Origin of the sequence: Actinosynnema mirum DSM 43827, from assembly GCF_000023245.1 — a bacterium.
Taxonomy (GTDB): domain Bacteria; phylum Actinomycetota; class Actinomycetes; order Mycobacteriales; family Pseudonocardiaceae; genus Actinosynnema; species Actinosynnema mirum.
The window spans coordinates 2,597,543-2,621,988 of the sequence record NC_013093.1; the positions used below are offsets into that span (position 1 = coordinate 2,597,543).

A 24,446-nucleotide genomic window follows, 5' to 3' on the forward strand; every position below is an offset into this window, starting at 1 on the left:
GGGCGCGCGGATCAGGCGCGCAGGTCCAGCGACCCGGTGGCGCGCGTGGTCGCCCCGGTCGCGGTGGTCTGGGTGGTGCTGCCGAACGCCGAGGCGGTCATCGCCGGGCGCAGGCCGAAGCCGCGCTCGGCCGGGGACTGCCACGACCCGCGCTGCTGGCCGCCGCCGTCCTGGCCGCCGGTGAAGGAGGTCGTGCCGAAGCCGGCGCGCTCCATCTCCCGGCGCAGGTCGGGCAGCGCCGCGCGCAGCGCGTCCCGCCCGGTCTCGGTGGCGCCGCTGAGGGTCAGCTGGATCTGGTCGCCGTTGACCTGCGCGGTCACCGCGATCGGACCCAGGTCCAGCGGGTGCAGGTGCACGGTCAGCTCGTGCACGCCGTTGCGCCCGCGCAGCGGGGCGAGCGCCGCCGCCAGCTGGGAGCTGGGCGGCAGCTGCGGGACCGGCTGCGGCGCGGCCGGGGCCTGCGCGGGCGCCGGTGCGGACACCTGGGTGGTGGGCGCGGTCGGGGCCTGCGCGGCCAACGAGGCGTGACCGGCGGCGGCGACGCCGTCCAGCTTCACCTCGGCGGACGCCCGCTCCTCCACCGCGTCGCCCGTGCGGGCGACACCCTGGAGGGTGGACTGCGCGGCGCCCTGCACGGCCGCCCAGGCCGCCGCGGCCTGGGTGGCCACCGGGGAGGTGACCGCCGCCGCCGCCGCGGTGGCGGGCGCCGCCTGGACGCCCGCGTCGACCTGGGCGGTCACCGCGAGGTCGGCCTCGGCGGCGGCCTCGGCGACGTGCTCGGCCACCGGCTTGCCGTGGACCCGCGGTCCGCCGAACAACTTCGGCTCACCGCTCACCTGCGCCTCGGACTTGTCGTCTACCTGGGCGACCCCCGGAGGGGTGATGCCGGTCGGGGTGTCCGCCGCCGCGAGCTGCGCGGCCACCTGGGCGGCGACCTGCGCGCCCGCCTGGGCGGGGACGCCGGAGACCTGCCCCGGCGCGGCGGGCGGGAGGGCCGCCGCGCCGGGGTCCTGACCGGCCGGGACCCGGCCGGTGGCGGCGCCCGCCCGCGCGGCGAGCCGCGCCGCGGACTCGGCGTCCACCGCAGCGTCGACCTCGCCCTGCGCCTTGAGCAGCGCCACCGCCTCGACCAGCCCCGCCGAGGGGGAGGACGGGGTGGACGCGGCCTGCTGGCCGGGGACGGTCGGCGCGTCCGGGGACGGTGCGGCGGGGGACTCCGCACCGGACCCGGCCTGCCCCGCCGGGCCGACCGCGACCTGCGCGGACAGCTCGGCGGAGACCTGCGCGCCCGCGTCGGACGACAGCTGCGCCGTCGCCCGCGCGGAAACCTGAGCGGCCTGGGCCGCGACCGCCGACACCACCTGGGTGGCGCCCGCGCCCGCCTGACCGGCGACCTGGGCGGTCAGCTCGGCCTGGCCCGCGACCTGCGCGGACACCTGCGCCGACAGCGCCTGCGCGGCGAGGTCGGCCTGCGCCGACAACCCGATCCCGGCCTGCGCCGCGAGCTGCGCGGCGATCTGGGCCTGCGCGGTCACCCGGCCGAGCACCTGCGTCGCGGACAGCCCGGCAGCCAGCCTGACACCGGCCTCGTCGGGTGCGCCGCCGGAGGCGAGCGCATAGGGGAGCGGAGCGGCCCGCCCCGTGTTCTCGCCATTTCCATCGCTCGCGGATGAAGTCTGGAGGGCCTGCGGCTGCACGCCCAGCGCGCCGAGCAGCGCGGCCAGCGCCGCGGCCTCGGCGCGCGCCCCGGCCTTAGCCGCGTCCGCGTCCGCGTCCTCGGCCCGCTCGGCCGCCCGCGCACCGGCGGCGGCCTTGGCCCCCGCCGACTGCCTGGCGCCCGCCCTGGCCTCCGCCCTGGTGTCCGAGGCCCGGTCCGAGCCCGCTTTGGCGGTCTCGTCGCCCTCGTCCCGCGCCGCGCGCCCGGTCGACGCGCTGACGGCCTGCGCGAGCACGCCGTCGAAACCGCTCCCCGTCCTGCCCCTCGGCCGGGCGTCCGCCGCGGACGCCGACGAGGAGGTGGACGCCGCGCCCTGCACGGTCACGTTCACTTAGGCACCGCCGTTCAGCCTGGCCATCGCGGCCTGGACCTTGGGGACGTAGTTCTGGGTCTCGGCGAACGGCGGGATGCCGCCGTACTTCTGCACCGCGCCCGAGCCCGCGTTGTACGCGGCGATGGCCAGCGGCAGCGAGCCGTTGAAGGACTTGAGGTTGCCCGACAGCAGCCGGGCCGCGCCGTCGATGGCCTGCATCGGGTCGAGCGCGTTCACGCCGAGCCCGGCGGCGGTCGCGGGCATGATCTGCATCAGGCCCTGCGCGCCCGCGCTGCTCACGGCGGTCGGGTTGTAGTTGGACTCCACCGACGCCACCGCCGACAGCAGGCCCTGCGGCAGGCCGTACTTGGCCGTCGCCGCCGCGAACGCGCTCTCGTAGGTCGCCGCCCCGCCGGACAGCGCCGCGGGCCGGGCCGCCGACCCGCTCGCCGACACCGCCGAGGCGCTCGCCTCCGGCACGATCCGGCGGATCGAGGTCGGGGTCTCCCAGATCTTCTGCTCGCGCACCTGCGCGCCCGGCTCGGGGGCGTGGATCATCTTGCCGTCGCCGGTGTAGATGCCGATGTGGTAGGCCGGGTTGCCGAACGTCACCAGGTCACCGGGCTTGGCCTGGTCGAGGCTCGGCACGGCGGCGCCCTGCTGCGCCTGGTCCTCGGCCACGCGGGGCAGGGTGATGCCCAGGTTCTTGTAGACCAGCTGCACCAGCCCGGAGCAGTCCAGGCCCTTCGCCGGGTCGGTGCCGCCCCACACGTACGGCACGCCCAGGTACTGCTTCGCGTTCTCCACGACCTGGCCGCCGGACACCCCGCCCGACGTCGACGCCCCGGAGGTCGCCGTGGTCCCGGACAGGGCGCTGGTCAGCGCCGACGCGAACTCCGTCCCCGAGGTGGCGGCGGGCTCGGCCGCCTTGGGGACCAACCCGACGATCATCCGGTTGATCTCCTGCATCCGCACGCCGATGCCCGCGATGCCCGCGCTCACTCCTGGCCACCCCCGGTGGTGCGCCCGCCCCACAGGTCGTCCACGACCCGCTGGGCCGCCGCCAGCTCGTCCTTGCGGGCCTGGTCGGCCGCGCGCTCCGTCAACTTCTCCACCGTCCGCCGCCGCGTCGCCGCCTCGCGCAGCACGTCCTGCCTGCCCGTCGCGGCGTCCTCGGCCTCGCGCCGCACCTGCTCGGCGGCGCCCAGCGCCTGCGCCATGGCCCGGCCCGCGGCGACCGACGCGAGGTACGCGGTCGGGTCACCGCCCTCGGGGCCGCTCCAGCCGTCCAGCTGCTCCTCGCGCCGCGTCACGCCCGCGCTCGCCCGCGCGACCTCCGCGTTCGCCTTGGCCACGTCGCCGCGCGCCATGTCCTCCTGCGCGCGCCTGGCGCGCAGCACGGCCGCCAACCTCGATCCCACGCTCATCCCCGCATACCCCCGTGCAGCAGTTCCCGCAGCTCCTCCCAGGACGACTCCGCGCTGGTGCGCGCGTGGATGTCCTGGGTGAGCAGGCCGTTGATGCGCGGCTCCAGCGCCATGGCGCGGTCCGCGTCCAGGTTCGTGCCGCCGACGTAGGCGCCGATCTCCACCAGCTCCCGCACGTCCCGGCGGGCCGCCAGCAGCCTGCGCAGCTGCGCCGCGTCGGCGCGCTGCTCGGGCGTGGTCACCGCGCCGGTCACCCGCGACACCGACTCCAGCACGTCGATGCTGGGGAAGTGCCCCGAGGTGGCGAGCCTGCGGTCCAGCACCACGTGGCCGTCCAGGATGGACCGGGCGGTGTCGGCGATCGGCTCGTTGTGGTCGTCGCCCTCCACCAGCACCGTGTACAGGCCGGTGATGCTGCCGCGCTCGGCCGGTCCGGCCCGCTCCAGCAGGGTCGGCATCAGCGCGAACACCGACGGCGGGAAGCCCCGCGTCGCGGGCGGCTCGCCCGCGGACAGGCCCACCTCGCGCTGCGCCATCGCGATGCGGGTGAGGCTGTCCATCATCAGCAGCGCGTTCGCGCCCCGGTCCCGGTACCACTCGGCGATGCGGGTGGCCACGAACCCCGCGCGCAGCCGCACCATCGGCGGCTGGTCGGAGGTCGCCACGACCACGACCGAGCGGGCCAGGCCCTCGGGGCCCAGGTCGTTCTCGATGAACTCGCGCACCTCGCGACCGCGCTCGCCGATCAGGGCGACCACGGTGATCTCCGCCTCGGTGCCGCGCGTGATCATCGACAGCAGGCTCGACTTGCCCACGCCCGAGCCCGCGAAGATCCCGATGCGCTGGCCCTGCCCGCACGGCACCATCGTGTCCAGCGCGCGCACGCCCAGCTGCAGCGGCTTGTCGATCAGCTGGCGCTGCAGCGCCGACGGCGGGGTCATGTCCACCGTCACCGACTCCAGCCCGACCAGCGGCGGCCCGCCGTCCATCGGCCGCCCCAGCCCGTCCAGCACCCGGCCGCGCAGCTGCTCGCCCACGGCGATCTGCAGCGGCCGGTTCGTGCTCACGACCTCGGCGCCGAGGCCGATGCCGCCCAGCGCGCCCAGCGGCAGGCAGGTGATCTTGCCCGCGCCCAGCGCCACCACCTCGGCCAGCACTTCCTGACCGCCGGACCCGATCCGCACCAGGTCGCCGATGCGGGCGCTGATGCCCGCCACCGTCACCGACAACCCCACCACACCGGTCACCCGGCCGATGACCTGCGGCTTCGCCGCGGCCAGGGCAGGTGCGAAACGCTCGTCCAGCAGTCCGGTCACAGTCCCAGCTCCTCGCGCACCCGGCGGAGCGCCGTCTCCAGACGGGCGTCCACCGTCGTCTCGTCGGTTTCTGCGATCGCCGCTCCGGGTGTCAACTCCGGATCGGCGACCAGAACCACCGTGCGTCCGTGCTCGGTGAACTCGGTGCCGTTCTCGTCGGCCAGGAGGGCGTGGTCGTGAGGGTGCAGCCGAACCCTCACCGGAACGTGTGACGGCGCCAGCGCCAACGCCCTGGTCAGCGCGTCCCGACCGCCCTGCTCGCCGCCGATCTCGCGGCCGACGAGCGCCTCGGCCAGGTCCACCGCCGCCGACACCAGCGCGCCGGTCATCTCGGTGGCCTGCACCACGTCCCGCGAGCGCAGCGACTCGGCCGCCAGGCTCACCGCGCCGATCGCCCGCCGCACCTCGGCCTCCTGGTGCGCCAGGAGCCGCCGCAGCTGCTCCTCGGCGTGCGCCCTGGCCTCCGCGGTGGCCGCGCGGGCCTCCCGCATCCCCTGGGCCCAGCCGATGGCGTACCCCTCGGCCCTGGCCTCCGACCGCAGCGCCGTCAGCGCCTCCGCCGGGCTCTTGGCCGCCGTGACCACGTTCAGCTCGAACGCCGTCACCCCGGACGCCACCGCGTCCCCCTGCCGCAGCACCGACACCTGGGTCGGGCTCTCAGTCGACGTACTCGTCATCCTCGTTGCTCCGTCGCAGCACGATCTGGCCGGACTCCTCCAACTGGCGGATGACCCGGATGATCTTGGCCTGGGCCTCTTCCACGGTGCGCAGGCGCACCGAGCCGAGGACCTCGATCTCGTCGGACAGGTTCTCGGCCGCGCGCTCGGACAGGTTGCGCACGATCTTCTGGTTGACCTCGTTGCTGACGCCCTTGAGCGCCGTGGCCAGGTCGTTCGGCTCGATCTGCCGCAGCACCAGCTGCATCGACCGGTCGTCGATCCCGACGATGTCCTCGAACATGAACATCTGGCTGCGGATGAACTCGGCCAGCTCGGGGGACCGCTTGGTCAGGCCCTCCAGGATGGAGCGCTCCGTCGCCCGGTCCGAGCGGTTGATGATGTTCACCAGCGGCTCGACGCCACCCACCGTGGACAGGTCCGACGGCTGGAGCAGCGACGAGAACCGGCGCTGGAGCAGCGACTCGACCTTGCGGATCACCTCGGGGGAGGTCTGCTCCATCGTGGCGATCCGGTGCGCGACCTCGGCCTGCTTCTCGGGCAGCAGCCCCGCCAGCACCTGCGACGCCTGCCCGGAGGGCACGTGCGCCAGCACCAGCGCGATGGTCTGCGGGTGCTCGTCCTGCAGGAACGAGAGCACCTGCCGGGGGTCGGCCCGCTGCAGGAAGCTGAACGGCACGTCCAGCAGCAGCGCGCCGATCCGGTGCACGATCTCGTCCGCGCGGTCGTAGCCCAGCGTGCTGACCAGCAGGTCCCGCGCGTAGTCCATGCCGCCGTGCGCGACGTACTTGCGCGCGGTGGCCATCTCGTAGAACTCGTCCGTGACCGACTGGGTGGCCTCATGGCTGACCGAGTCGAGCCGGACGATCTCGCTGGAGAGCTGCTCGACCTCGTTCTCCTGGAGCAGCGACAAGACCTTCGTGGAGTTGGTCTTGCCGAGGCGGAGCAGCAGCACGGCCGCCTTGCGCAGGCCGGTCATGTTGTCGTGCGGCGCCATGTCATCCCTTCACGGCGAGCCAGCCGCGCAGCAGTCGCGCGACTTCCTCGGGCTGTTCGTCGACGAGCGACTGGATCTCGCCCATCCGCTTCTCCTGCTCGGCGACCACCAGCGGGTCGACCTCGGCCCGCTTGGGGCCGCTCAGCTGCGGGAAGTCGTTGCCCGCGACCAGCGCCTGCTTCTCGGCGATGGCCGCCTCGATCTCGCTGGTCCTGGTGCGCTCCAGCTGGGCCTTGAGCTCGTCGAGCTTGGCCAGCTCCGCCTCGGCCGCCGCGGCGGCGCGCTTGCGCCTGCGCCGGGTGGCGATCATGGTCATGATCAGCAGCGCCAGCACGCCGAGGCCCGCGACGCCCGTCTTGACCATGCCCATCAGCTCGTCCTGCTGCGCCTGCGCCTGCTGGGCGGCGACCGCGGCCTCGCCCTGCTGCGCGGCGCTGGTGTCGAACGGCATGGAGCTGACGGCCAGCGTGTCCCCGCGCGCGGTGTCCAGGGCCACGGCCGAGGAGGCGATCCTCTCCACCTCGGCCATGTCCACGGCGCCCGCCGTCTTCTGGTCCAGCAGCACCGCCACGCCCAGCTTGCGCACCTTGCCGGGGGCCGACTGGCGGGTCTCGATGACCGAGTTCACCGCGTTGTTCCTGGTCGACTTCTCCTGGTTGTAGGTGCCGTTGCCGGAGCCGCCGGTGCCGTTGGTGGTGTTGCCCTCCAGCCCGTTCAGGGTGCCGTTCGTGGAGCCGAGCACCCCGCCCGCCGCGTTCTGCCCGCCGTCGCCGGTGTAGCTCTCCGTCGTGGACGACTCGGACAGCGGAGCGGTGCCGTCACCGCTGGTGTAGGTCTGGCTCTTGGTCTCGGTCTGGTCGTAGTCCAGGTCGGCGGTCACCTGCACCACCGCGTGGTCCTGGCCGACGACCTGCGAGAGCATCTGCTGCAGCGAGGTGCTCAGCCGCTGCTCGAACGCCTTGGTCTGGTCGTCCCGGTCCCCGTTCGCCGAGGCCGACGCGCCGTCCGCGCCGCCGGTGGACAGCACCTTGCCGTCGGTGCCCGCCACGGTCACGCCGTCCGCGCTCATGCCCTCGACGCTGGAGGACACCAGGTGCGTGATGGTCTGCACCTGGGCCTGCGACAGCGACTTGCCCGCGCCGGTCCCCACCAGCACGGCCGCCGTCGGCTTCGAGTCGCTGTCCGAGAAGACGTCCTTCTGCGGGATCGCCAGGTGCACGCTCGCCGAGGTCACCCCGTCGATCGCCTTGATCGTGCTGCCCAGCTCGCCCTCCATGGCGCGCTGGTAGCCGACCTGCTGCATGAACTCCGAGGTGGTGACGCCCTGCTGGTCCAGCAGCGCGTAGCCGGTGTCCGACTGCGACGGCAGGTTCGCCGCGCTCATCTTCAACCGCATCGGGTACACCTGGTCCTGCGGCACCATGATCGTCTGACCGCCGTCGGTCAGCTCGTAGGTCACCCCGGCGGCCGTGAGCTGGTCGACGATCGCGCTGGCGTCCTTCGAGGCCAGGCTCGTGTAGAGGGGGGCGTACGTCGGCTTGGAGGCCCAGAGGAAGTAGAACGCGATGGCGCCGACCACGGCCAGCACCGTCGCCCCCGCCACGAGCTTCTGGCCCGCCGTGAACGCCTTGAAACCGGAGAGCACGCCCTGGGCGCTCGCCTTGATCCGGTCCAGGTTCATGCCTGCAACCTCATGATCTCGTTGAAGGCCTCGACGGCCTTGTTGCGGATCGCGACGGTCATCTGCACCCGCAGGCCGGCCTCAGTGCTGGCCGCCAGGTAGTCGTGGACGTCGCCCAGCGTCCCGGTGGCGGCCTGCACGGCCAGCGAGTCCGACTTGGCCTGCGCCTGCTGGATGCCGTCGAGCACCCCGGAGAACAGCGACCCGCTCGCGGAGCCGGCAGCCGTCGCCGAGTCCGCTCCGGTCGCCGCGATGGGCGCGACGACCGCGGGGGGAGTGGGGGAGCCGCCGATCGCGGCGATCGGGGCGGTCACGCGCCACGACCCAGCTGCAGCGCCGCCTCGTAGGCCGTCTTGGCCCGGTCGACCACCGCGAGGTTCGCCTGGTAGCCGCGCTGGGCCATGATCAGCTGGCCCATCTGCTCGCCCAGGTCGATGTCCGGGTAGCGGACGTTGCCGTTGGCGTCGGCCAGCGGGTTCGTGGGCTCGTAGACGATCTTGCCCTCGGCGTCGCCGGAGAGCACGCCGCCCACGGTCACCCCGCCGTCCTCGCCCCGCGAGCGGGCCACGACGTAGCGGGCCTGGAACGCGGGACCGGCGGTGGAGGTGGCGTTGTTGACGTTCGCGATGTTGTCCGCGACCGCGTCCAGCCACTTGCGGTGCACCGAGACCCCGGTCTCGGCGATGCCGATGCTGTCGAAGAGGGCCATCTCAGACCGCCTTCAGGACGGCCGAGAAGCCGCTGTACTTGTTGTCCAGCGCCCGGAGCATCAGCTGGTAGCGGAGGTTGGTGTCCGTGGCGGAGACCGTCTCCTCGTCGATGTTGACGTTGTTGCCGTCCTGGCGGGCGGCGTTGACGCTGTCGCTGATGACCGGCCTGGTCCCGCGGACCGCGGTGGAGCCCTCACCGGACCGCACCGCCTCGCCCAGCGACTCCTCGAAGTTGACCTTGCTGGCGATGAACCCTGGCGTCTGGACGTTGGCGATGTTGTTCGCGGACACTCGCTGGCGCATCGCCAGACCGGTCAACGCGGCACGCACGCTCGTCGTCGCGAGGTCGTCGAACACGGCTCGTGCTCCCTATGCCGTAGCTGGAGGGTGCCGATCCGTGGCGGTGGAGAAGCGAGCAATCCGTGCTCTAGTTGCTGTGATCGGCGGGTGAGAGCCGACCGTGAACTTTTCCGGGAGAAATTCCGCAGGTCACAGCGCGTTCACAGGTATTAATTCGAACGGGTGAACGTGCCGGGTGGAAAGCACCTGACGGGCGATTTCCCGGAAGCCGTCGAGGACAAGTCAACCGGGGCGCGGTTGCCGCGCGATCGCGGGGGAGGTGCTCTTCGGTTGCGCAAAAAGGGCCCCTGAAAAGCCCGCTGACGACCGAAAACCGCTCCGACGCCCTGGGACGCCCGGAAGGCCCCCGGAACGGCCGAAAGCCCCCGTCAGCGGGCGAGGAGGCCACTGACGGGGGCTTATCGGGTCTGCGCGGTCGCAGGACGGCTCCGCTCCCGCGCAGGGTTTTCGCACAGGCGGCCGGGGTGCCGCCGTAGCGAAGTCTTCGTCTCTTCCACCGTCTCACCGCGCCGGTCCGCTCCCGGTGTCACCCGGTCGCGGGGCTCACAGCGCGCAGTCCACGTACGCCGGTCGGGGGGCGCCCATGCTGCCGCTCTCGACCCGGTCCAGCACCGCGGCGTGGCGGGCGGTCCCGCTCAGCGCGCGGGCCATCTTCGAGGCCACCACCAGCTGCCGGTTCAGGACCTCGTCGGCCCTGGGCCTCAGCTCGATCGGCAGCGGCCCCAGCCCCTCCGGGGGGCTCCACGGGGTCGCCAGGGGGAGCTCGCGCATCCTGCGCTCGTCCCTCAGCAGCGCCTCCGCCTCCGCGACGTCCTCCTCCAGCCGGTCCAGCGCCGCGCTCCATGCGACGAGCCAGCCGGAGGGGTCGCGCCCGGTCATCCGGCGCGCGCCGCGTCCGGGGCGGGGATGCCGTGCACCGCCTCGCGCCAGGCGTCCCTCAGCGGTTCGACCACCGCGAGGCACGCCTCGACCTTCTCGACGTCCTGGCCGGTGTTGGCCCGGATCAGCTCGGAGACCAGGAAGCTGTACAGGTCGGACAGCTGACCGCTGCCCTCCCACACCCCCTGCTGCAGCGAGCCGCGCAGTTCGAGCAGGATGTCCTGCGCGTGCACGACCAGCTCGGAGGCGCCTGCCCGGTCGCCCGCCCGCATCGCGGTGGCGCCGCGCCCGAGGTCCAGGCACAACCGGTCGTACAGCATGACGAGCAGGTGCCCTGGTGAAGCGGTGCTCACCGAGTCGTCCAGGTACCTGTCCCGCAGGGACGTGTTCCGCATCTCACCCTCAGCTCGACAGGCCAGCCAACTGGCCCGAGAGCCAGGAAGCCTGCTGGTTCAACTTGCTCATGGACGTTTCCAGCGTGGAGTAGTACTTCTGCAGCGAGACCTTCTTGGACGCCAGCTTGGTGTCCCACTCGGAGATCGCCGTGTTCAGCCTGCGCAGGGTGGTGTCCCCGCCCTGCACGGCGACCGTCAGCGACCCGGTGGTCGAGTTGGACGCGTCCTCGCCGATCTTCTTGTACGGCTTGACCAGCCCGTCGGTGACCGCCGTGCGCACCTTCTCCGGGTCGGCCTCGAAGGCCGCGACGAACTTGGCCTTGTCGAAGGTCAGCTGCCCGTTGGTGCCGAGCGCGACGCCGAAGGCGCTCATCGTGCCGAAGGAGGTGCCGCCGCCGGAGACCGTGGTCAGCAGGCTGCTGCGGAGGCCGCGCGCGAGGGTGTCCCCGTTCAGGGGACCCGCCGTCTTGCTGGCCGCGTCGTACGTGTCGTAGCCCTTGGCCGTGCTGATGGCGGCGTTGACCGCGTTCACCAGCGCGGCGACCTTGTCGCCGATGCCGGAGCTGTCCACGGTGCTGGTGACGGTGACGTCGTTCTGCACCTTCGTCGCCCGCACGGTCACGCCCGGCAGCACCGACGTGAAGTTGTTGTCCGCGCTGGTCAGCTTGTAGCCCGTGGTGGCCGGGTCGCCGACGGTGATCGTCGCGTCGCTGCCCTGGGACAGCACGGTCGGGTCGTTGGCCATGCCCGCGACGGTGAACGCCTGCTCGGCGCCCGTCTTGGCGGAGGAGAACTGCACCCGCTGACCGGTCGTGGTCGTGATGACCGTGGCCCGGACGCCGAGCCCGGCCTTGTTGACCGCCTCGGCGACGCCCGCCGCCGTGTCGTCGGTGACGTCCACGTGCGTGGTCTTGCCGCCGACGGTGACCTCCAGGCCGGAGCCCTTGGTCGCGCCGCCGGACTCGGGGACCTGCGCCGTGGCGACGTGCGCCTTGGCCAGCGAGGTGATGCTGAAGGTGATGCTGCCCGCGACCGCCGAGTTGCCGGTGGCCGTGGCCACCGCGGCGTCGCTGGAGCTGGAGGCCTTGAGGGCCTGCCACGTGGAGTCGCCGTTGAGCGCCTCCGCGGCGCCCTTGACCGCGAGCATCCGGGCGTTGAGCGCCTGGTAGGCGGTCTGCACCCGCTGCTGCGCGCTGACCTGGCTCTGCAACCGGGTCTTGGGCGCCGCCTCGATCTGCATCAGCTGCGAGATGATCGAGGTGGTGTCCAGACCGGTGACGAGTCCGTCTACAGCGGCCATGGGAAGTCAGGTCCTTCCTCGGGCTCGGGGGCCCGGCACTACCGGTTTCCCGGTGGTGGGGCGGGCCGGGGAGGTCCGGGGGAGGGGAGGCGGACCTCGGAGGGGGCAGATCGGGGAGATGTCCCCTCCGAGGTCCGGTCTATCACCTCAGGAGCTGCAGAACGTTCTGCGGCGCCTGGTTGGCCTGCGCGAGCATGGCGGTGCCAGCCTGCGACAGGATCTGCGACCGGGTGAACTTGACCATCTCCTGCGCCATGTCCGTGTCGGTGATGTTCGACTTGGACGCGGACAGGTTCTCCACCTGGACGTTGATGTTGTTGATGGTGTGCTCGAACCGGTTCTGGTACGCACCGAGCTGGGCCCGCGCGGTCGACAGCCCCTTGATGGCGCTGTCGATCGAGTCGATCGCGGACTGGGCGTTGGCGGTGGTGTCCACCTTGACGGTGGTACCGACGCCGAGGCCCGCGGAGTCGAAGCCGGTCGCGCCGGCGGTGCCGTTCGTGCCGGCGCCGGTCAGGCCCGAGGTACCCGTGAGGGTGACCGCGCCCGTGCCGTTGGTCTTCGACTCGATCTTCAGCTCACCGCCGTCCTTGCTGGCGGTGAAGCCGCCCGAGAAGGTGGCGTCAGCGTTCAACTGGGAGACCACGGCGTCGAGGTCAGCCGGCGTGGCCAGCGTGACCGTGGCGGTCGTGGCGCCCTGCGTCGCGGTGATCGTCTTCGTGTCGAGGGTGGCGGAGTCGTACGTGCCGCCCGACACGGTGTAGCTCGACTTGGTGCCGCCGGAGCTGCCGAAGACCGTGGCGTCCAGGTTGACCTGGATCTGGTCGTCGGCGGTGTTGTTGGCGCCGACCTGGAAGGTGCCGTTGTAAGCGGTGCCCGCCGTGTCCAGCAGCTTCTGACCACCGAAGGAGGTGGTCTTGGCGATGCGGTCGAGCTCCTTCTGGAGCTGGCCGAACTCGGTCTGCGCGGCGGCACGCGCGTTCGTGTCCTGGGAACCACCGTTGGAGGCCTGGACAGCGAGGTCGCGCATGCGCTGCAGGATCTCAGCCGACTCGTTCAGGGCGCCGTCCGCGGTCTGGACGACGTTGACGCCGTCCTGCGCGTTGCGCGCAGCGACCTTCAGGCCACCGATCTGAGAGGTGAGGCCCTGGCTGATGGACAGACCCGCCGCGTCGTCCGCCGCCCGGTTGATCCGCAGGCCGGACGACAGCTTCTCCAGGCTGCCGGCCATCTGCTTGTCGTTCACCGAGAGGTTGCGGTAGGCGTTCATCGCCGCGATGTTGGAGTTGATGCGAAGACTCATTGTGATTTCCTCCGTGAATCGAGTCCCTTGCGGGCCTTCCGTGGCCCGGCAAACATGCAATCGGCCCGGCCTGGGTCCGTATGAGGTTTTGGTGGAACTTCTTTTCGGATCAGGCCTTGCCGGGTCTGAACCTGCTGGTGGTGCCGTGTTTCGACCCGTGTGGAACGGGGTCCTGCGACCCGCCTGAGCGGGCTCCTGCTGCCCGCGTGAGCGGGCGTCGCCCTTCGAGGGGAAGGGCGGGCTCTGGGGGACGCCCGCGCTGGAACCGGCCCCTGGGGGGCGTTCGCGGCGCGGAGGGCGTCTGAACCGGGGAGTCCTCACCCGGTGGAACCGTTTGCCACCAAAGAGAGCGCTTCAACGGGCGTCGTCGACACCGGGAGTGTCCCCAGTGGACGTCTGCGCCGGAAGGGCGTCCCAACGGGTGTCACCACTGCGGGCGACGACCGGGGGCAGACGGGAAAAGCACTGTCCTGCAGGTAAAAGAAGAGGAACAACGCCGGGCGCCGGTGCCCTGGCGGTCGAGCGCACGAGCCCCGGTGGGCCCGGTCCTCGCGATGACGGCCTGGATCAGGCGGTCTTCGCGATGACCGGGACGCCCAGCGAGCTGGTGTGGCTCAGGCGGCTGCGCATGGTGCCCTGCGCGGCGACCGACGCGTAGTAAGCGGCCTTGCGGCGCGCGGCGCACCCGTCGGGGCGGGCGGGCTCGGGCAGGCGCTCCGGGTCCAGCTGCGAGTTCAGGCCGTCGCGCAGCAGCGCGATCGCCTCGGCGCGCAGCTGCGACACGCGGGACTCGTGCACGCCCAGCTCCTCCGCGATCTCGGCCATCGGCCGCTCCTCGAAGAAGTAGCCGCGCACCACGGTGCGCAGGCGGTCCGGCAGCGCGTCGATCGCCGAGTGCAGGTAGCCGATGCGCTCGCGGCCGAGCAGGGTCTCCTCCGGGCCGGGCTGCCGCTCGGGCACGACCTCCTCCAGCACGCCGCCGGTGAAGCCCTGCAGGCTCAGCAGCGCGGAGCGCTGGACGTCGTCCTGGACGGCGGTGACCTCGCGGGTCTCCACCTCCATGATGCCCGCGATCTCGGCGGTGGTGGGGGTGCGGCCGTGCTTGGAGACGAACTCGTCCTGGACGGCGTTCATCTTGCGGGCCTTCACGCGGACCGAGCGGCTCGCCCAGTCCTGGCCGCGCAGCTCGTCCATCAGGGCGCCGCGGACGCGGACCACCGCGAAGGCGGCGAAGGGGGCGCCGCGCGAGTCGTCGAAGCTCTTGGCCGCGGCGACCAGCGCCAGGTTCCCGGCCGACATGAGCTCCTCGCGGCGGACGTGGACCGGCACCCTGGCCAGGACCTCGCGGACCAGGTGGCCCACCAGGGGGAGGTGCTTGACGATGAGCTCCTCGGCCTCCGCGGCGGTGCGAACCGACTGGACCGCCTGCGTCGCCTGCTCCTGAACCATCATGTCCACTCCCGAGGTCCTCGTCCGGGAGCCGTCTGTTCCCGGTGGTCCGGGAGCCGTCGTCCCGGTGACAGGGAGAAGATTCCGGCGCTCGGGTGAGCAGCCCGGTTGTTGCTTCGGTTGCCTATCGGTTGCGGATTTTTCGGATCACACGGGCAAAAACCTCAGGTGCCCGAGCGCCCTGCCGTTGCCGGGTGCAAGACCTGCTGACGGACCAGGTCAGGGACGAGGACTAGAGATGGGCCTGTCGGAGACATCCACGATTCTCTGGCGGCAGCGAGAGCTGCTGACCATGCTGCTGTACAAGCTGGAGGTGGAGAGCCTGGTGCTCGCCGCCGGTCGCACGAGGTGGCTCGGGGCTGCCACCCGCGAGGCCGAGCTGGTCCTGGAGCAGGTCCAGCGCACCGAGCTGCTGCGCACCATCGAGACCGACGAGCTGGCCGCTGAACTGGGGTTGCGGCCCGGCGCGAGTCTCGCCGAGCTGGCCGACGCGGTCCCGGACAGCTGGCGGGAGGTGTTCACCGAGCACCGCAAGGGGCTCGTCGCCATCGCGGCCGAGATCGACGCCATCACGCGCTCCAACAAGGAGCAGCTCACCGCGGGCCAGCGCGCGGTCAACGAGGCGCTGCGGTTCGCGGGCGGGGCCAGCGGCCTCTACCGCGCCGACGGCTCCACCGCCTCCGGCGTGCCCATGTCCCGACTCGTGGACGAGGCGGTCTGAGCATGAGCAGCACCTTCTCGGGGATCACCAGCGCCCTCGGCGGGATGCAGGCCGCGAGGCGCGGCCTGGAGGTCGCGGGCCAGAACATCGCGAACGCCCGCACCGAGGGCTACTCGCGCCAGCGGGTGGAGACCGCCGCGGTCGGGGGAACCGCGAACGCGGCCTTCTACGCCACCCCGCCCGCCACGGCGGGCAGCGTCGAGGTCACCGGCATCACCCGCATGGCTGACGCCTTCCTGGAGGCTCGTGGACGCACCGAGCACTCCAAGCAGGCCTACCTGGACGGTCGCGAGGAAATCCTCGCCACGACCGAGGGACTGTTCGACGAGCCGAGCGACAACGGCCTGCAGGCCCAGCTGACCGGCATGTGGAAGTCGTGGACCGACACCGCCGACAACCCCGGCGACAGCGCGGTCCGCAACCAGCTCGTGGTCTCCTCCGGCGTGGTCGCCGACCGGCTCAACAACCTGGCGCAGACCCTCGGCGGCGAGTACAACGACACCAGGGGCCGCCTGGACAGCACCCTCAGCGAGATCAACACCGGCGCCCGCAGGCTCGCCGACCTCAACACCGCGGTCGTCCAGGCCAAGCAGCACGGCCTGCCCGCCAACGAGCTGCTGGACCAGCGCGACCAGCTCGCGCTGCGCCTGGTCGAGCTGACCGGCGGCACCACCTCCACCGGCGCGGACGGCTCGCTGGACGTGCAGCTGGGCGGGGTCTCCCTGGTCTCCGGCTCCACCGCCCGCTCGCTGACCCTCACCGGCTCGGCCACGCTCACCGGCGCCGCGGGCGACCCGGCCACCGTGCGCTGGAGCGACGACGCCAGCGCCGCCCCCCTCACCGGCGGCTCCGGCGGCGCGCTGCTGGAGGGCCTGACCACGATCATGCCCGACTACCTGGCCCAGCTGGACCAGGTCGCCTCCAAGCTCGCCACCGGCGTCAACCAGCAGCACAAGGCCGGGTTCACCCCGACCGGCGCCGCGGGCGGCGACTTCTTCAGCGGCACCACCGCCGCCACCATCAAGGTCGCCCTCACCAGCGGCGACCAGGTCGCGACCTCGTCGAGCGCCACCCGCGCCCTCGACGGCAGCAACGCCGACGCGATCTCCGCGCTCGCCCGCTCGGCCACCGGCCCGGACGCCTCCTACCGGCAGACCGTCGTGAAGATCGGCATGGCGGTCCAGACCGCCGCGAGCCGCTCCGCGACCCAGGCCTCCATCACCGCGCAGGTCGACGCGGCCCGCCAGTCCTCCGCGGGCGTCAACCTGGACGAGGAGCTCACCTCGATGCTGACCTACCAGCGCAGCTACGAGGCCGCCGCGCGCGTCATGAGCGCGGTCGACTCGATGCTGGACACCCTGATCAACCGGACCGGGAGGTAGTCCCCGGTGAACATCTCCCGCGTGACCGAGCGCTCCATGTCGACGGGCATCCTGTCGAGCCTGCAGCGCAACCAGAACAAGATGGACCAGCTGCGCGAGGCCATCTCCAGCGGCAAGCAGCTCACCAAGCCCTCCGACGGCCCCACCGACACCGTCTCGGCGATGCAGCTGCGCACCGAGATCGCCGAGCGCGGCGCGTACTCGCGCAGCGCGGTCGACGGCCAGGCCCGCCTCGGCGCCGCCGAGACCGCGCTCTCCTCCACCAGCGACCTGCTGCTGCGGGCCCGCGACCTGGTGCTCCAGGGCAAGTCCGCGCAGAGCCAGGACTCCCGCGAGGCCATCGCGGCCGAGATCGACGCCATCCGCACGTCGATGATCGGCCTGGCCAACACCACCTACCTGGACCGCCCGGTCTTCGGCGGCACCACGGCGGGTGGGCAGGCCTTCGCCTCCGACGGCAGCTACCTCGGCGACGACGGCCAGGTCATGCGCCGCATCGCCAACGGCACCCAGGTGCGCGTCGACGTCCCCGCCGACACCTTCGGCACGGGGAGCAACCAGGTCTTCAAGGTCCTGGAGTCGATCGCGGGCAACATGCGGAGCAACCCGGCCGGGTTGTCCGCCGATCTCGATCGGTTGGATTCCGGGATCAAGACGGTCAACACGGCCGTCACCGGCATCGGCACCCGATACGGTCAGCTGTCGGCGGCGGACGACGCGGGGCAGGCCCAAGTCGTGACGCTGTCGGCCAGGCTGTCCCAGATCGAGGACGTGGACGTGGCAGCCGCGGTCGTGGAGCTCCAGACCCAGACGGTCGCCTACGAGGCGTCCCTCGCCGCGACCGCGCGCATCGTGCAGCCCTCGCTCCTGGACTTCCTGCGATGACCGCCGTCCTGGAGAGGGGAGCGAGGACCACGAGCACCACAGTGGACGAACAGCTGCCGACCATCGAGTTCGTCACGCCGCTTCCAGGGTTCCCGCAGCACCGGACCTTCGTGCTGGTGTCGCTGCACGAGGAGGGGCTGCTCTACGCCCTGCGCTCGGCGGACGACCCCGGCCTCAGGTTCCTGGTCGTCCCGCCCGCCCCGTTCTTCCCGGACTACGCGCCGGTCGTGGGCGAGGAGGCGCTGGACCAGCTGGGCACCCGCGAGGCGGACAACCTGCTGCCGCTGCTGGTGGTGACCGTGGGTGACAAGGCGGCCGGTGCGACGGCGAACCTGCTGGCGCCGATCGTGGTGGACCAGCGGAGCAGGCGTGCGGTCCAGGTCGTCCAGGCGGATGATCTGCCCACGCGCGCACCGCTGGCGCGTGACGTGCCGGCCCCCAACGCGGGAGGAAGACCGCAGAATGCTAGTGCTGACGCGACGGGCGGGGGAGAGCTTGCGGATCGGTGACGACGTCACCGTGACCGTGCTCGACGTCCAGGGCAACGTCGTGCGGGTGGGCATCCAGGCCCCCCGCTCGGTGGCGGTGCACCGGGACGAGCTGTACCGGGCGCTGCGCATCGCCAACGAGCAGGCCGCCCTCAAGCCGGGGGCGCCGGAACCGGACCTGGACCAGCTGCTGGGCTCGCCGCCACCCCCTCCACCGGAGGGCGGGGCGGGCTGACCTCCCGACCGGGAGGAGTGGCTCCACCGGAGCGACGACGACGCTGAGCAGGGGCCGCCGTGACCCAACGGCGGCCCTTCGTCGTATCCGGGGCCGCGCCCGGACGCGCGTTCCCGCCTCCGCGACGTGCTCCGGCTCTCACCGGAAAACCCTGCGGCGCAACCAATCGCGACCGTTCCTGCACCTGGTGAGTCCACTATCGACTGTTCGTGGACAACCGATTCACCACCAACGTGGCAATTGATACGCAACGTTCTTAGGCGTCCCCACGAAGGAGTGAAAAAAAGACTGTAACTCACTCAAGTAGGTGAGATCGCTTCCGTACTCCTCGCTCGTAGAGCACGTGGCGCAGGAGGCGCGCGTGCGACCTCTCTGAGTGAGGAGTTCCCGTGAGCGCATCTCACCGGGAGTGGGCCGACCGGGCTTCCCGCCCGGCGCCGGGCATGGACGCCCGGTCCACCAGGTGGCGCAAGCGCGCCACCGCGTCCGCCATCGCCGTCGTCACCGGGGTGGGCCTGCTCGCCTCCGCGGGCGCGGCGGGCGCCGCCGACGCCGAGGGCGAGATCCGTCCCGTCCCCGGCGCGAAGGTCGTCAGCAACCGCTACCTGGTCGTCCTCAAGGACAGCCCCGAGGCGTCCTGGTCGGTCGGCAGCAAGCTGGTCACCCGCTTCGGCGGACGAGTGCGCGTCACCTGGTCCGACGCGCTGCAGGGCTTCTCGTTCGAGGGCACCGAGCGCCAGGCCAGGCGCCTGGCCGCCGACGCCCGCGTGTCCTTCGTCGAGCCGGTCACCGAGGTGACCACCAGCGGCACCCAGACCGGCGCCGCCTGGGGCCTGGACCGCCTCGACCAGCGCGCGCTGCCGCTCGACGGCAAGTACACCTACCCGAACACCGCCGCGAACGTGACCGCGTACGTCGTGGACACCGGCATCCGCACCAGCCACACCGACTTCGGCGGCCGGGCCACCATCGGCTACGACGCCGTGGGCGACGGCCGCAACGGCCAGGACTGCAACGGCCACGGCACGCACGTCGCGGGCACCGTCGGCGGCACGACCTACGGCGTGGCCAAGCAGGCCAAGCTGGTCGGCGTGCGCGTGCTCAACTGCCAGGGCTCGGGCACCAGCGAGCAGGTCGTCAACGGCCTCAACTGGATCACCCGCAACGCGGTCAAGCCCGCCGTCGCGAACCTGAGCCTGTCCGGCGGCGTCAACTCCGCCATCGACCAGGCCGTCCGCGCCTCCGTCGCCTCCGGCGTCACCTACGTGGTGGCCGCAGGCAACGGCGACGCCCAGGGCAACCCGAAGGACGCCTGCTCCGTCTCGCCCGCCAGGGTCGGCGAGGCCATCGTGGTCGGCGCGACCGACCGCACCGACACCAAGGCGTCGTTCTCCAACTACGGGACCTGCGTGGACGTCTTCGCGCCCGGCGTGTCCATCGTGTCCGACACCGCCTCCGGCGACACCTCCACCGCCAGCTACAGCGGCACCTCGATGGCCGCCCCGCACGTCGCGGGCGTCGCGGCGCTGCTGCTGTCGGCCACCCCGTCGCTGTCCCCGGCCCAGGTCGAGTCCAAGATCGTCTCCTCGGCCACGGCGAACGCGGTCAAGAACCCGATGACCGGCTCGCCGAACCGCCTGCTGTTCGTCGAGCAGGCCGCCGCGACCACCCCGCCGCCCACCACGACCACGCCCACCACCCCGCCGGTGACCACCACCCCGACCAACCCGTCGGCCAAGGTCTTCACCAACGGGGCGGACGTGGTCATCCCGCAGAGCCGGTCGGTGGCCAGCGCCATCACCGTCGCGGGCCTGGCGGGCAGCGCCCCGTCCGCCCTGTCCGTCACCGTGGCGATCAAGCACCCCAGCCGCGGCGACATGCAGATCGACCTGCTCGGCCCGTCGGGCCGCGCGTACCGGTTGGCGAACCTGAACGCCAACGACACCGCGGCGAACCTGAACACCACCTACAAGGTCGACGCCTCCGGTGAGACCGCCTCGGGCTCGTGGCGGCTGCGCATCCTGGACGTCCTGCGCCCGGCTTCCACCGGAACGCTCGACTCCTGGTCGCTGACCTTCTGACCACCCCAGCGGCAGCCGCGCCCCCACCCGGGGGGCGCGGCTTCCGCCGCACCAGCCCCGAGAGCGGCAGCCATGATCCAGAACGCGGTGGTCCAGACCGACCTCGCCTCGCTGCGCACCTGCGTGGACCTGTCCCCGGACCCGGCCGCGGCCGTGCGCCTGACCGGTGACGTGGTGCTGGTCAACTCCCGGATGCTCGTGGTCTTCGGCTACTCCGAGGACCAGGTCATCGGCCGCAGCGCCACCGACTTCGCCCCCGAGGCCACGCGCGAGCTCCTGCGCTGGCAGCGGGGCGACTTCGTGAGCCTGCTGCTGGCAGGCCAGATGCCGGAGACCATCCGCCTGCACGCCCGCCGCAGCAACGGCGCCACGTTCCAGGTGGAGGTGAGCGCCTGCGTCGTCGTCGCCGACGGGGAGCTGATGGCCCTGCTGACCGTGCGCGACATCGAGCAGCGCCTCAGCGAGCTGGAGGCCCAGGAGCGCAAGCGCGCCCTCATCGACGACCGCGCCCTGGCCCGCCGCAACCAGGCCGAGCGCCTGGAGAGCCTGGGCCAGCTCGCGGGTGGCGTGGCGCACGACTTCAACAACCTCCTCGGCGTCATGCTCAACTACACGACGTTCGTCGAGGAGGAGCTGGCCGAGGCCGCCGAGTCCAACGGCGAGCACTGGACCCCCGTCCTGGAAGACCTCATCCAAGTCCGCAGGGCCGTGGAACGAGCCGCCCAGCTGACCAGGCAACTCCTGGTCTTCGGCCGCCGCGAGGTGGTCCGCGCAAGGCCGTTCAACGTCAACTGCGTGGTGGCAGGCGTGGAGCCCATGCTCCGCCGCACCATAGGCGAGCACATCGTGCTGGACATCGAACTGGACCACGAGGTCAAACGGGCCTTCGCCGACCCCGGCCAGATCGAGAACGTCCTCCTCAACCTCGTCATCAACGCCCGCGACGCCATGCCCGGCGGCGGCAGCCTCACCGTGGACACCGGCATGATCGAGCTGGACCCGGTCACCGTCGCCCAGCGCCCCCAGCTCAAGCCGGGCGAGTACGTCCGCCTCCGCGTCAGCGACACCGGCGAGGGCATCACCGACGACGTCCTGGAACGCATCTTCGAGCCGTTCTTCACCACCAAGCCCAAGGGCGAGGGCACCGGCCTCGGCCTGGCCACCGTCTACGGCATCGTCCAGCAGGCAGGCGGCGACGTGCAGCTCTACTCGCAGCCCGGCCTGGGCACCACCGCCTCGGTCCTCCTCCCCGTCACGGAGGCCGAGTCCCCGGAGGAGGACGACGGCCCCGAACTCCTCCGAGACGGTGGCGAGGGCGGCACCATCCTCCTGGTGGAAGACCAGGTGGCGCTGCGCGAGGTCACCCGCAGACTCCTGGAGCGCAACGGCTACGACGTCATCACCGCCCCGAACGGCATGGCCGCCCTCCGCATAGCCCACGACCACCAGGGCCACATCGACCTCGTCCTCACCGACGTCGTCATGCCCGGAATGCTCGGCAAGGAACTGGGCGAACGCGTGACCCTCGTCCGCCCCGGTGTCGCGGTCGTGTACATGTCCGGCTACGCCCAGCCGGTCCTGACCTCCCAGGGCACCCTGAACCCCGGTGTGGTCCTGGTGGAGAAGCCGTTCTCGGAGGCGGAGCTGATGTCGAAGGTCCACGCGGCGGTGGAGGGCCACCGCGCGCAAGTCCTGGCCGGCGACCCGAGATGACCCCCGCGGAGCTGGAGGGCGCCCCGGTCCTGGTGGTGGAGGACGACCCGGACATCCGGGAGGTCTACCGCAGGGTCCTGGTCAAACTGGGCTGCGAGGTCCGCCTGGCCGACAGCGGCGCCGCAGCATTCGCCCTGGTGGAGGCAGGCTTCACCCCCAAGGTCGCCTACGTGGACCTCGGCCTGCCCGACCTGTGCGGCGGCGAGGTCATAGCCAAGCTCCGCACCATGGGCCTGGCCACGACCTGCGCTTTCGTGGTGGCCAGCGGCTCAGGCGACGACTCGGCAGCCCTGGCAGAGGCAGACGCCGTGATGGCGAAGCCCTTCGGAGTAGCAGCCCTGCGCACCCTGACCAGAACCCTGGTCACACCCCCCTAACCCCAGCCCCCAAGACCCCGGAGAGCCCCGACCACCCCAGGTGGCCGGGGCTCTCGCACACCCGCGGCCCACCGCCCAGCAGCCCAACCGCCTCGCGGGTTGACCGCACTCGCGGGCTGATCGCTTCGCGGGCTGCGGGGCGAGCGCAGCGAGCCCGCAGCTCCCCGATCCCGCGTCCCTCTTCTCCGTGTGGCCTGGCGAAGCCCGAGCGCAGGTGTCAAGACGCCGCCGCACCGCCCGGAAGACCGGGGTGCCCAACGGCGTCTTGACGCCTGTGCTTGCCTGAAAGGAGGCCACACGGAGAAGAGGGACCCGGACCACCGCAGTGGTAAACGGGACCACCACCCCAACGGTCACCGGCCGGCAGAGCCCGTGTCCCCTCTTTTTTGGAGGTCTGCCCCGCCGGCGAGGCGTGCTCTTCGCTCTTGCCCTTCAGCCCTTGCCCTTCAGCCCTTCAACTCTTGCCTTCAGCCTGAAACTCTTCACTCCTCGCCCCACCCACTGGAGCGAATCCACTCCTCCAAGCCCCACACGCTGGGCTCGATCGCCCGCACCGCCGCAAAATCCGCCGCTCGCCCGCCCCCCTCGGCGAACTGCCGGAACATCACCCTGTCGAGCTCGTTGCCCAGAACGCTCAACGGCAGCGCCTCGTACCGCGACGGCAGCCCAACACGCGCACCGAACGCCGCGGCCATCTGAGCCCCCGTCAACTCGTCACCAACAACCTCAACGGCCCCACCGGGCACATCCACCGCACCCACCAGGACCGCGGCAGCAACCAGCCCGATGTCCCTGATCGAAATCAGCTTCAGTGCGACGTCCTCCGGCAACGGCAGCCTCAGCACAACGACCCCCTCCTCCACGCTCGGCGCCATCACGGTCGCGAAGTTCTCCATGAAGGCGGCCGGCCGAACCATCGTGGCCCTCAACCCGGTCCCCTTCAGCCACTCCTCGATCCGGTGCTTCGAGTCGTGGTGCGGCACCCCGGTCTCGCGATCCGCCCCGAACACCGAGTTGAACACCACGTGCGGCACACGAGCCGCAACCGCCGCGTCGACCAGCCCAACCCCCACCCGCACCTCCTCCTCGACCTCCTCGAGGCTGTTCGCCTCAGGGGTCATGAAGTAGAACGCCCCAACCCCCTCCAACGCGGCGACCACCGATCCCGGGTCGTCGATCCGCACGGTCGCCAGCTCCACCCCCCTGGCGCCCAGCGCCCGAGCCCGATCGGCCCCTGGGTCACGGACAAGAGCCCGCACCCGCGCCCCCCTGCCCAGCAGCGCGTCGACAACCGCCCCACCCTGCTGCCCGGTCCCCCCGAAGACCGCGATCGCACCGTTCTCCCGCGTGACCATGTCGTCCCGCCACCCCTCGTCGCCCCATGCCACGAACCCCAACTGGTTCATACCGTGAACCATATTAGTTCACACCATGAACCTAATCCGGGCAAGGGGGTGCCAAGAAGGGAGAACCCCACCCCACCTCAGGACAAGCCGGAAGCCGGAACGTCAGCCGCCTCCACGATGGCCGTGGCAAGCCGCTCAAGGTCCCGCTGACCATCCGCGTCAAGGCTCCCCGCAACCTCGGGCAACCGCGTGACCGTCTCCGAGAACACCGCCTCGGCCAGCACCTTCCCCGCAGCCGTCACGCCAAGCACGATCACCCGCCGGTCCTCCTCGGACCCCACCCGGCTGACCAGCCCACGCCGCTCGGTCCGGTCGACGAGCTGGCTCAACGCGTTCTTGGTCATCCCGAGCGACGCGGCGAGGTACGTCATCCGCCGAGGCTCGTTCCTGATCGCGCACAGCAACGTGGCCTGCGTGGGCGTCAGGTCGTGCTCGGCGCAGATCCGCGCATACCTCCGCTGGATCAAAACCGAGAGCCAGAAGAGCTTGTCCCCGTACTCCACGCCCGCCCCCTCGTCCACTGCTCGCTCGCCCCACTCTACCGACGCCCCACCTAACCCGACCGTCGTCCAACCCCCTCTCCAACCCTCTCTCCAACCCCCTCCCAAACGCCAAAAACCCCCGGCCATCCGGC

25 protein-coding genes are annotated in these 24,446 nt (G+C 71.8%); 8 read left to right on the forward strand and 17 right to left on the reverse strand.

All coding sequences use genetic code 11. The features are described from left to right. Positions 1-11 precede the first annotated feature (11 nt). From AMIR_RS11730 to AMIR_RS11800, 15 genes are all read right to left on the reverse strand, one after another. A complete protein-coding gene (locus tag AMIR_RS11730) occupies positions 12-2,048 on the reverse strand; it encodes a flagellar hook-length control protein FliK (RefSeq protein WP_015801170.1) in 2,037 nt (678 codons plus the stop codon). Further along, complete coding sequence (locus tag AMIR_RS11735; RefSeq protein ID WP_015801171.1) at positions 2,049-3,032, reverse strand: transglycosylase SLT domain-containing protein; 984 nt, start codon at positions 3,030-3,032, stop codon at positions 2,049-2,051. Beyond that, positions 3,029-3,457, reverse strand: a complete 429-nt coding sequence (locus AMIR_RS11740; protein WP_015801172.1) for a flagellar export protein FliJ — start codon at positions 3,455-3,457, stop codon at positions 3,029-3,031. The genes AMIR_RS11735 and AMIR_RS11740 overlap by 4 nt, the downstream gene beginning before the upstream one ends. Continuing rightward, positions 3,454-4,773: a FliI/YscN family ATPase gene (locus AMIR_RS11745; RefSeq protein WP_015801173.1), complete on the reverse strand. Its 1,320-nt coding sequence runs from the start codon at positions 4,771-4,773 to the stop codon at positions 3,454-3,456. Before AMIR_RS11745 ends, AMIR_RS11740 begins: the two co-directional genes overlap by 4 nt. Then, positions 4,770-5,450: a FliH/SctL family protein gene (locus AMIR_RS11750; protein WP_015801174.1), complete on the reverse strand. Its 681-nt coding sequence runs from the start codon at positions 5,448-5,450 to the stop codon at positions 4,770-4,772. Before AMIR_RS11750 ends, AMIR_RS11745 begins: the two co-directional genes overlap by 4 nt. Continuing rightward, on the reverse strand, positions 5,431-6,447 hold the full coding sequence (gene fliG, locus AMIR_RS11755; protein ID WP_015801175.1) for a flagellar motor switch protein FliG: 1,017 nt from the start codon (positions 6,445-6,447) through the stop codon (positions 5,431-5,433). Before fliG ends, AMIR_RS11750 begins: the two co-directional genes overlap by 20 nt. 1 nt (position 6,448) lies before the next feature. Next, the gene (gene fliF, locus AMIR_RS11760) at positions 6,449-8,128 is read right to left on the reverse strand and encodes a flagellar basal-body MS-ring/collar protein FliF (protein WP_015801176.1); all 1,680 of its coding nucleotides are present in this window, start codon (positions 8,126-8,128) and stop codon (positions 6,449-6,451) included. Beyond that, positions 8,125-8,442 (reverse strand): flagellar hook-basal body complex protein FliE, encoded by a 318-nt coding sequence (gene fliE / locus AMIR_RS11765; protein WP_015801177.1) that lies wholly within the window; start codon positions 8,440-8,442, stop codon positions 8,125-8,127. Before fliE ends, fliF begins: the two co-directional genes overlap by 4 nt. Beyond that, positions 8,439-8,837 carry a flagellar basal body rod protein FlgC gene (locus tag AMIR_RS11770; RefSeq protein WP_015801178.1) on the reverse strand — a complete coding sequence of 133 codons (399 nt, stop codon included), beginning with the start codon at positions 8,835-8,837 and terminating at the stop codon, positions 8,439-8,441. The genes fliE and AMIR_RS11770 overlap by 4 nt, the downstream gene beginning before the upstream one ends. Position 8,838: 1 nt before the next feature. Continuing rightward, a complete protein-coding gene (flgB, locus tag AMIR_RS11775; protein WP_015801179.1) occupies positions 8,839-9,195 on the reverse strand; it encodes a flagellar basal body rod protein FlgB in 357 nt (118 codons plus the stop codon). A 546-nt stretch (positions 9,196-9,741) separates the two neighbouring features. Continuing rightward, the gene (locus AMIR_RS11780; RefSeq protein WP_015801180.1) at positions 9,742-10,077 is read right to left on the reverse strand and encodes a hypothetical protein; all 336 of its coding nucleotides are present in this window, start codon (positions 10,075-10,077) and stop codon (positions 9,742-9,744) included. Continuing rightward, entirely contained in the window at positions 10,074-10,472 is a 399-nt protein-coding gene (gene fliS / locus AMIR_RS11785) for a flagellar export chaperone FliS (protein WP_015801181.1), read from the reverse strand. The genes AMIR_RS11780 and fliS overlap by 4 nt, the downstream gene beginning before the upstream one ends. Positions 10,473-10,479: 7 nt before the next feature. Further along, positions 10,480-11,772, reverse strand: a complete 1,293-nt coding sequence (fliD, locus tag AMIR_RS11790) for a flagellar filament capping protein FliD (RefSeq protein ID WP_015801182.1) — start codon at positions 11,770-11,772, stop codon at positions 10,480-10,482. A gap of 142 nt (positions 11,773-11,914) precedes the next feature. Further along, positions 11,915-13,075 (reverse strand): flagellin N-terminal helical domain-containing protein, encoded by a 1,161-nt coding sequence (locus AMIR_RS11795; protein ID WP_015801183.1) that lies wholly within the window; start codon positions 13,073-13,075, stop codon positions 11,915-11,917. Positions 13,076-13,642: 567 nt separating this feature from the next. Then, positions 13,643-14,527 carry a sigma-70 family RNA polymerase sigma factor gene (locus AMIR_RS11800; RefSeq protein ID WP_015801184.1) on the reverse strand — a complete coding sequence of 295 codons (885 nt, stop codon included), beginning with the start codon at positions 14,525-14,527 and terminating at the stop codon, positions 13,643-13,645. A 235-nt stretch (positions 14,528-14,762) separates the two neighbouring features. On the opposite strand from AMIR_RS11800, the gene flgN reads away from it, so the two are divergent. The 8 genes from flgN to AMIR_RS11840 all read left to right on the forward strand — a co-directional run bounded on the left by flgN (position 14,763) and on the right by AMIR_RS11840 (position 22,406). Beyond that, positions 14,763-15,245: a flagellar export chaperone FlgN gene (gene flgN, locus AMIR_RS11805; protein WP_015801185.1), complete on the forward strand. Its 483-nt coding sequence runs from the start codon at positions 14,763-14,765 to the stop codon at positions 15,243-15,245. Between the two features lie 2 nt (positions 15,246-15,247). Beyond that, positions 15,248-16,627: a flagellar hook-associated protein FlgK gene (gene flgK / locus AMIR_RS11810; protein WP_015801186.1), complete on the forward strand. Its 1,380-nt coding sequence runs from the start codon at positions 15,248-15,250 to the stop codon at positions 16,625-16,627. Positions 16,628-16,633: 6 nt separating this feature from the next. Continuing rightward, complete coding sequence (gene flgL / locus AMIR_RS11815; RefSeq protein ID WP_015801187.1) at positions 16,634-17,512, forward strand: flagellar hook-associated protein FlgL; 879 nt, start codon at positions 16,634-16,636, stop codon at positions 17,510-17,512. Between the two features lie 41 nt (positions 17,513-17,553). Then, the gene (gene fliW, locus AMIR_RS11820; protein ID WP_245554607.1) at positions 17,554-18,021 is read left to right on the forward strand and encodes a flagellar assembly protein FliW; all 468 of its coding nucleotides are present in this window, start codon (positions 17,554-17,556) and stop codon (positions 18,019-18,021) included. After that, positions 18,008-18,235, forward strand: coding sequence for a carbon storage regulator (locus AMIR_RS43190; RefSeq protein ID WP_425358862.1), 228 nt, complete (start codon positions 18,008-18,010; stop codon positions 18,233-18,235). Before fliW ends, AMIR_RS43190 begins: the two co-directional genes overlap by 14 nt. Before the next feature lie 389 nt (positions 18,236-18,624). Next, complete coding sequence (locus AMIR_RS11830) at positions 18,625-20,316, forward strand: S8 family serine peptidase (protein WP_015801190.1); 1,692 nt, start codon at positions 18,625-18,627, stop codon at positions 20,314-20,316. 72 nt (positions 20,317-20,388) lie between these two features. Then, the gene (locus AMIR_RS11835; protein ID WP_015801191.1) at positions 20,389-22,029 is read left to right on the forward strand and encodes an ATP-binding protein; all 1,641 of its coding nucleotides are present in this window, start codon (positions 20,389-20,391) and stop codon (positions 22,027-22,029) included. Next, the gene (locus AMIR_RS11840) at positions 22,026-22,406 is read left to right on the forward strand and encodes a response regulator (protein WP_015801192.1); all 381 of its coding nucleotides are present in this window, start codon (positions 22,026-22,028) and stop codon (positions 22,404-22,406) included. The genes AMIR_RS11835 and AMIR_RS11840 overlap by 4 nt, the downstream gene beginning before the upstream one ends. A gap of 482 nt (positions 22,407-22,888) precedes the next feature. Here the strand turns inward: AMIR_RS11840 and AMIR_RS11845 are convergent, their stop codons facing one another. Together AMIR_RS11845 and AMIR_RS11850 are read right to left on the reverse strand one after the other, a co-directional pair. After that, complete coding sequence (locus tag AMIR_RS11845; protein ID WP_015801193.1) at positions 22,889-23,812, reverse strand: NmrA/HSCARG family protein; 924 nt, start codon at positions 23,810-23,812, stop codon at positions 22,889-22,891. A 77-nt stretch (positions 23,813-23,889) separates the two neighbouring features. Then, positions 23,890-24,315 carry a MarR family winged helix-turn-helix transcriptional regulator gene (locus AMIR_RS11850; protein WP_041837651.1) on the reverse strand — a complete coding sequence of 142 codons (426 nt, stop codon included), beginning with the start codon at positions 24,313-24,315 and terminating at the stop codon, positions 23,890-23,892. Between the last annotated feature and the right edge of the window lie 131 nt (positions 24,316-24,446).

Bases quoted from the DNA above. Each gene is read 5' to 3' on its own strand.
- AMIR_RS11840 (WP_015801192.1), top strand. From the start codon at position 22,026: ATGACCCCCGCGGAGCTGGAGGGCGCCCCGGTCCTGGTGGTGGAGGAC.
- fliF (WP_015801176.1), bottom strand. From the start codon at position 8,128: ATGAACCTGGACCGGATCAAGGCGAGCGCCCAGGGCGTGCTCTCCGGT.
- fliD (WP_015801182.1), bottom strand. From the start codon at position 11,772: ATGGCCGCTGTAGACGGACTCGTCACCGGTCTGGACACCACCTCGATC.
- AMIR_RS11770 (WP_015801178.1), bottom strand. From the start codon at position 8,837: ATGGCCCTCTTCGACAGCATCGGCATCGCCGAGACCGGGGTCTCGGTG.
- AMIR_RS11780 (WP_015801180.1), bottom strand. From the start codon at position 10,077: ATGACCGGGCGCGACCCCTCCGGCTGGCTCGTCGCATGGAGCGCGGCG.
- fliG (WP_015801175.1), bottom strand. From the start codon at position 6,447: ATGGCGCCGCACGACAACATGACCGGCCTGCGCAAGGCGGCCGTGCTG.
- flgN (WP_015801185.1), top strand. From the start codon at position 14,763: ATGGGCCTGTCGGAGACATCCACGATTCTCTGGCGGCAGCGAGAGCTG.
- fliS (WP_015801181.1), bottom strand. From the start codon at position 10,472: ATGCGGAACACGTCCCTGCGGGACAGGTACCTGGACGACTCGGTGAGC.
- flgK (WP_015801186.1), top strand. From the start codon at position 15,248: ATGAGCAGCACCTTCTCGGGGATCACCAGCGCCCTCGGCGGGATGCAG.
- AMIR_RS11845 (WP_015801193.1), bottom strand. From the start codon at position 23,812: ATGAACCAGTTGGGGTTCGTGGCATGGGGCGACGAGGGGTGGCGGGAC.
- AMIR_RS11835 (WP_015801191.1), top strand. From the start codon at position 20,389: ATGATCCAGAACGCGGTGGTCCAGACCGACCTCGCCTCGCTGCGCACC.
- AMIR_RS11800 (WP_015801184.1), bottom strand. From the start codon at position 14,527: ATGATGGTTCAGGAGCAGGCGACGCAGGCGGTCCAGTCGGTTCGCACC.
- AMIR_RS11750 (WP_015801174.1), bottom strand. From the start codon at position 5,450: ATGACGAGTACGTCGACTGAGAGCCCGACCCAGGTGTCGGTGCTGCGG.
- AMIR_RS11795 (WP_015801183.1), bottom strand. From the start codon at position 13,075: ATGAGTCTTCGCATCAACTCCAACATCGCGGCGATGAACGCCTACCGC.
- AMIR_RS11740 (WP_015801172.1), bottom strand. From the start codon at position 3,457: ATGAGCGTGGGATCGAGGTTGGCGGCCGTGCTGCGCGCCAGGCGCGCG.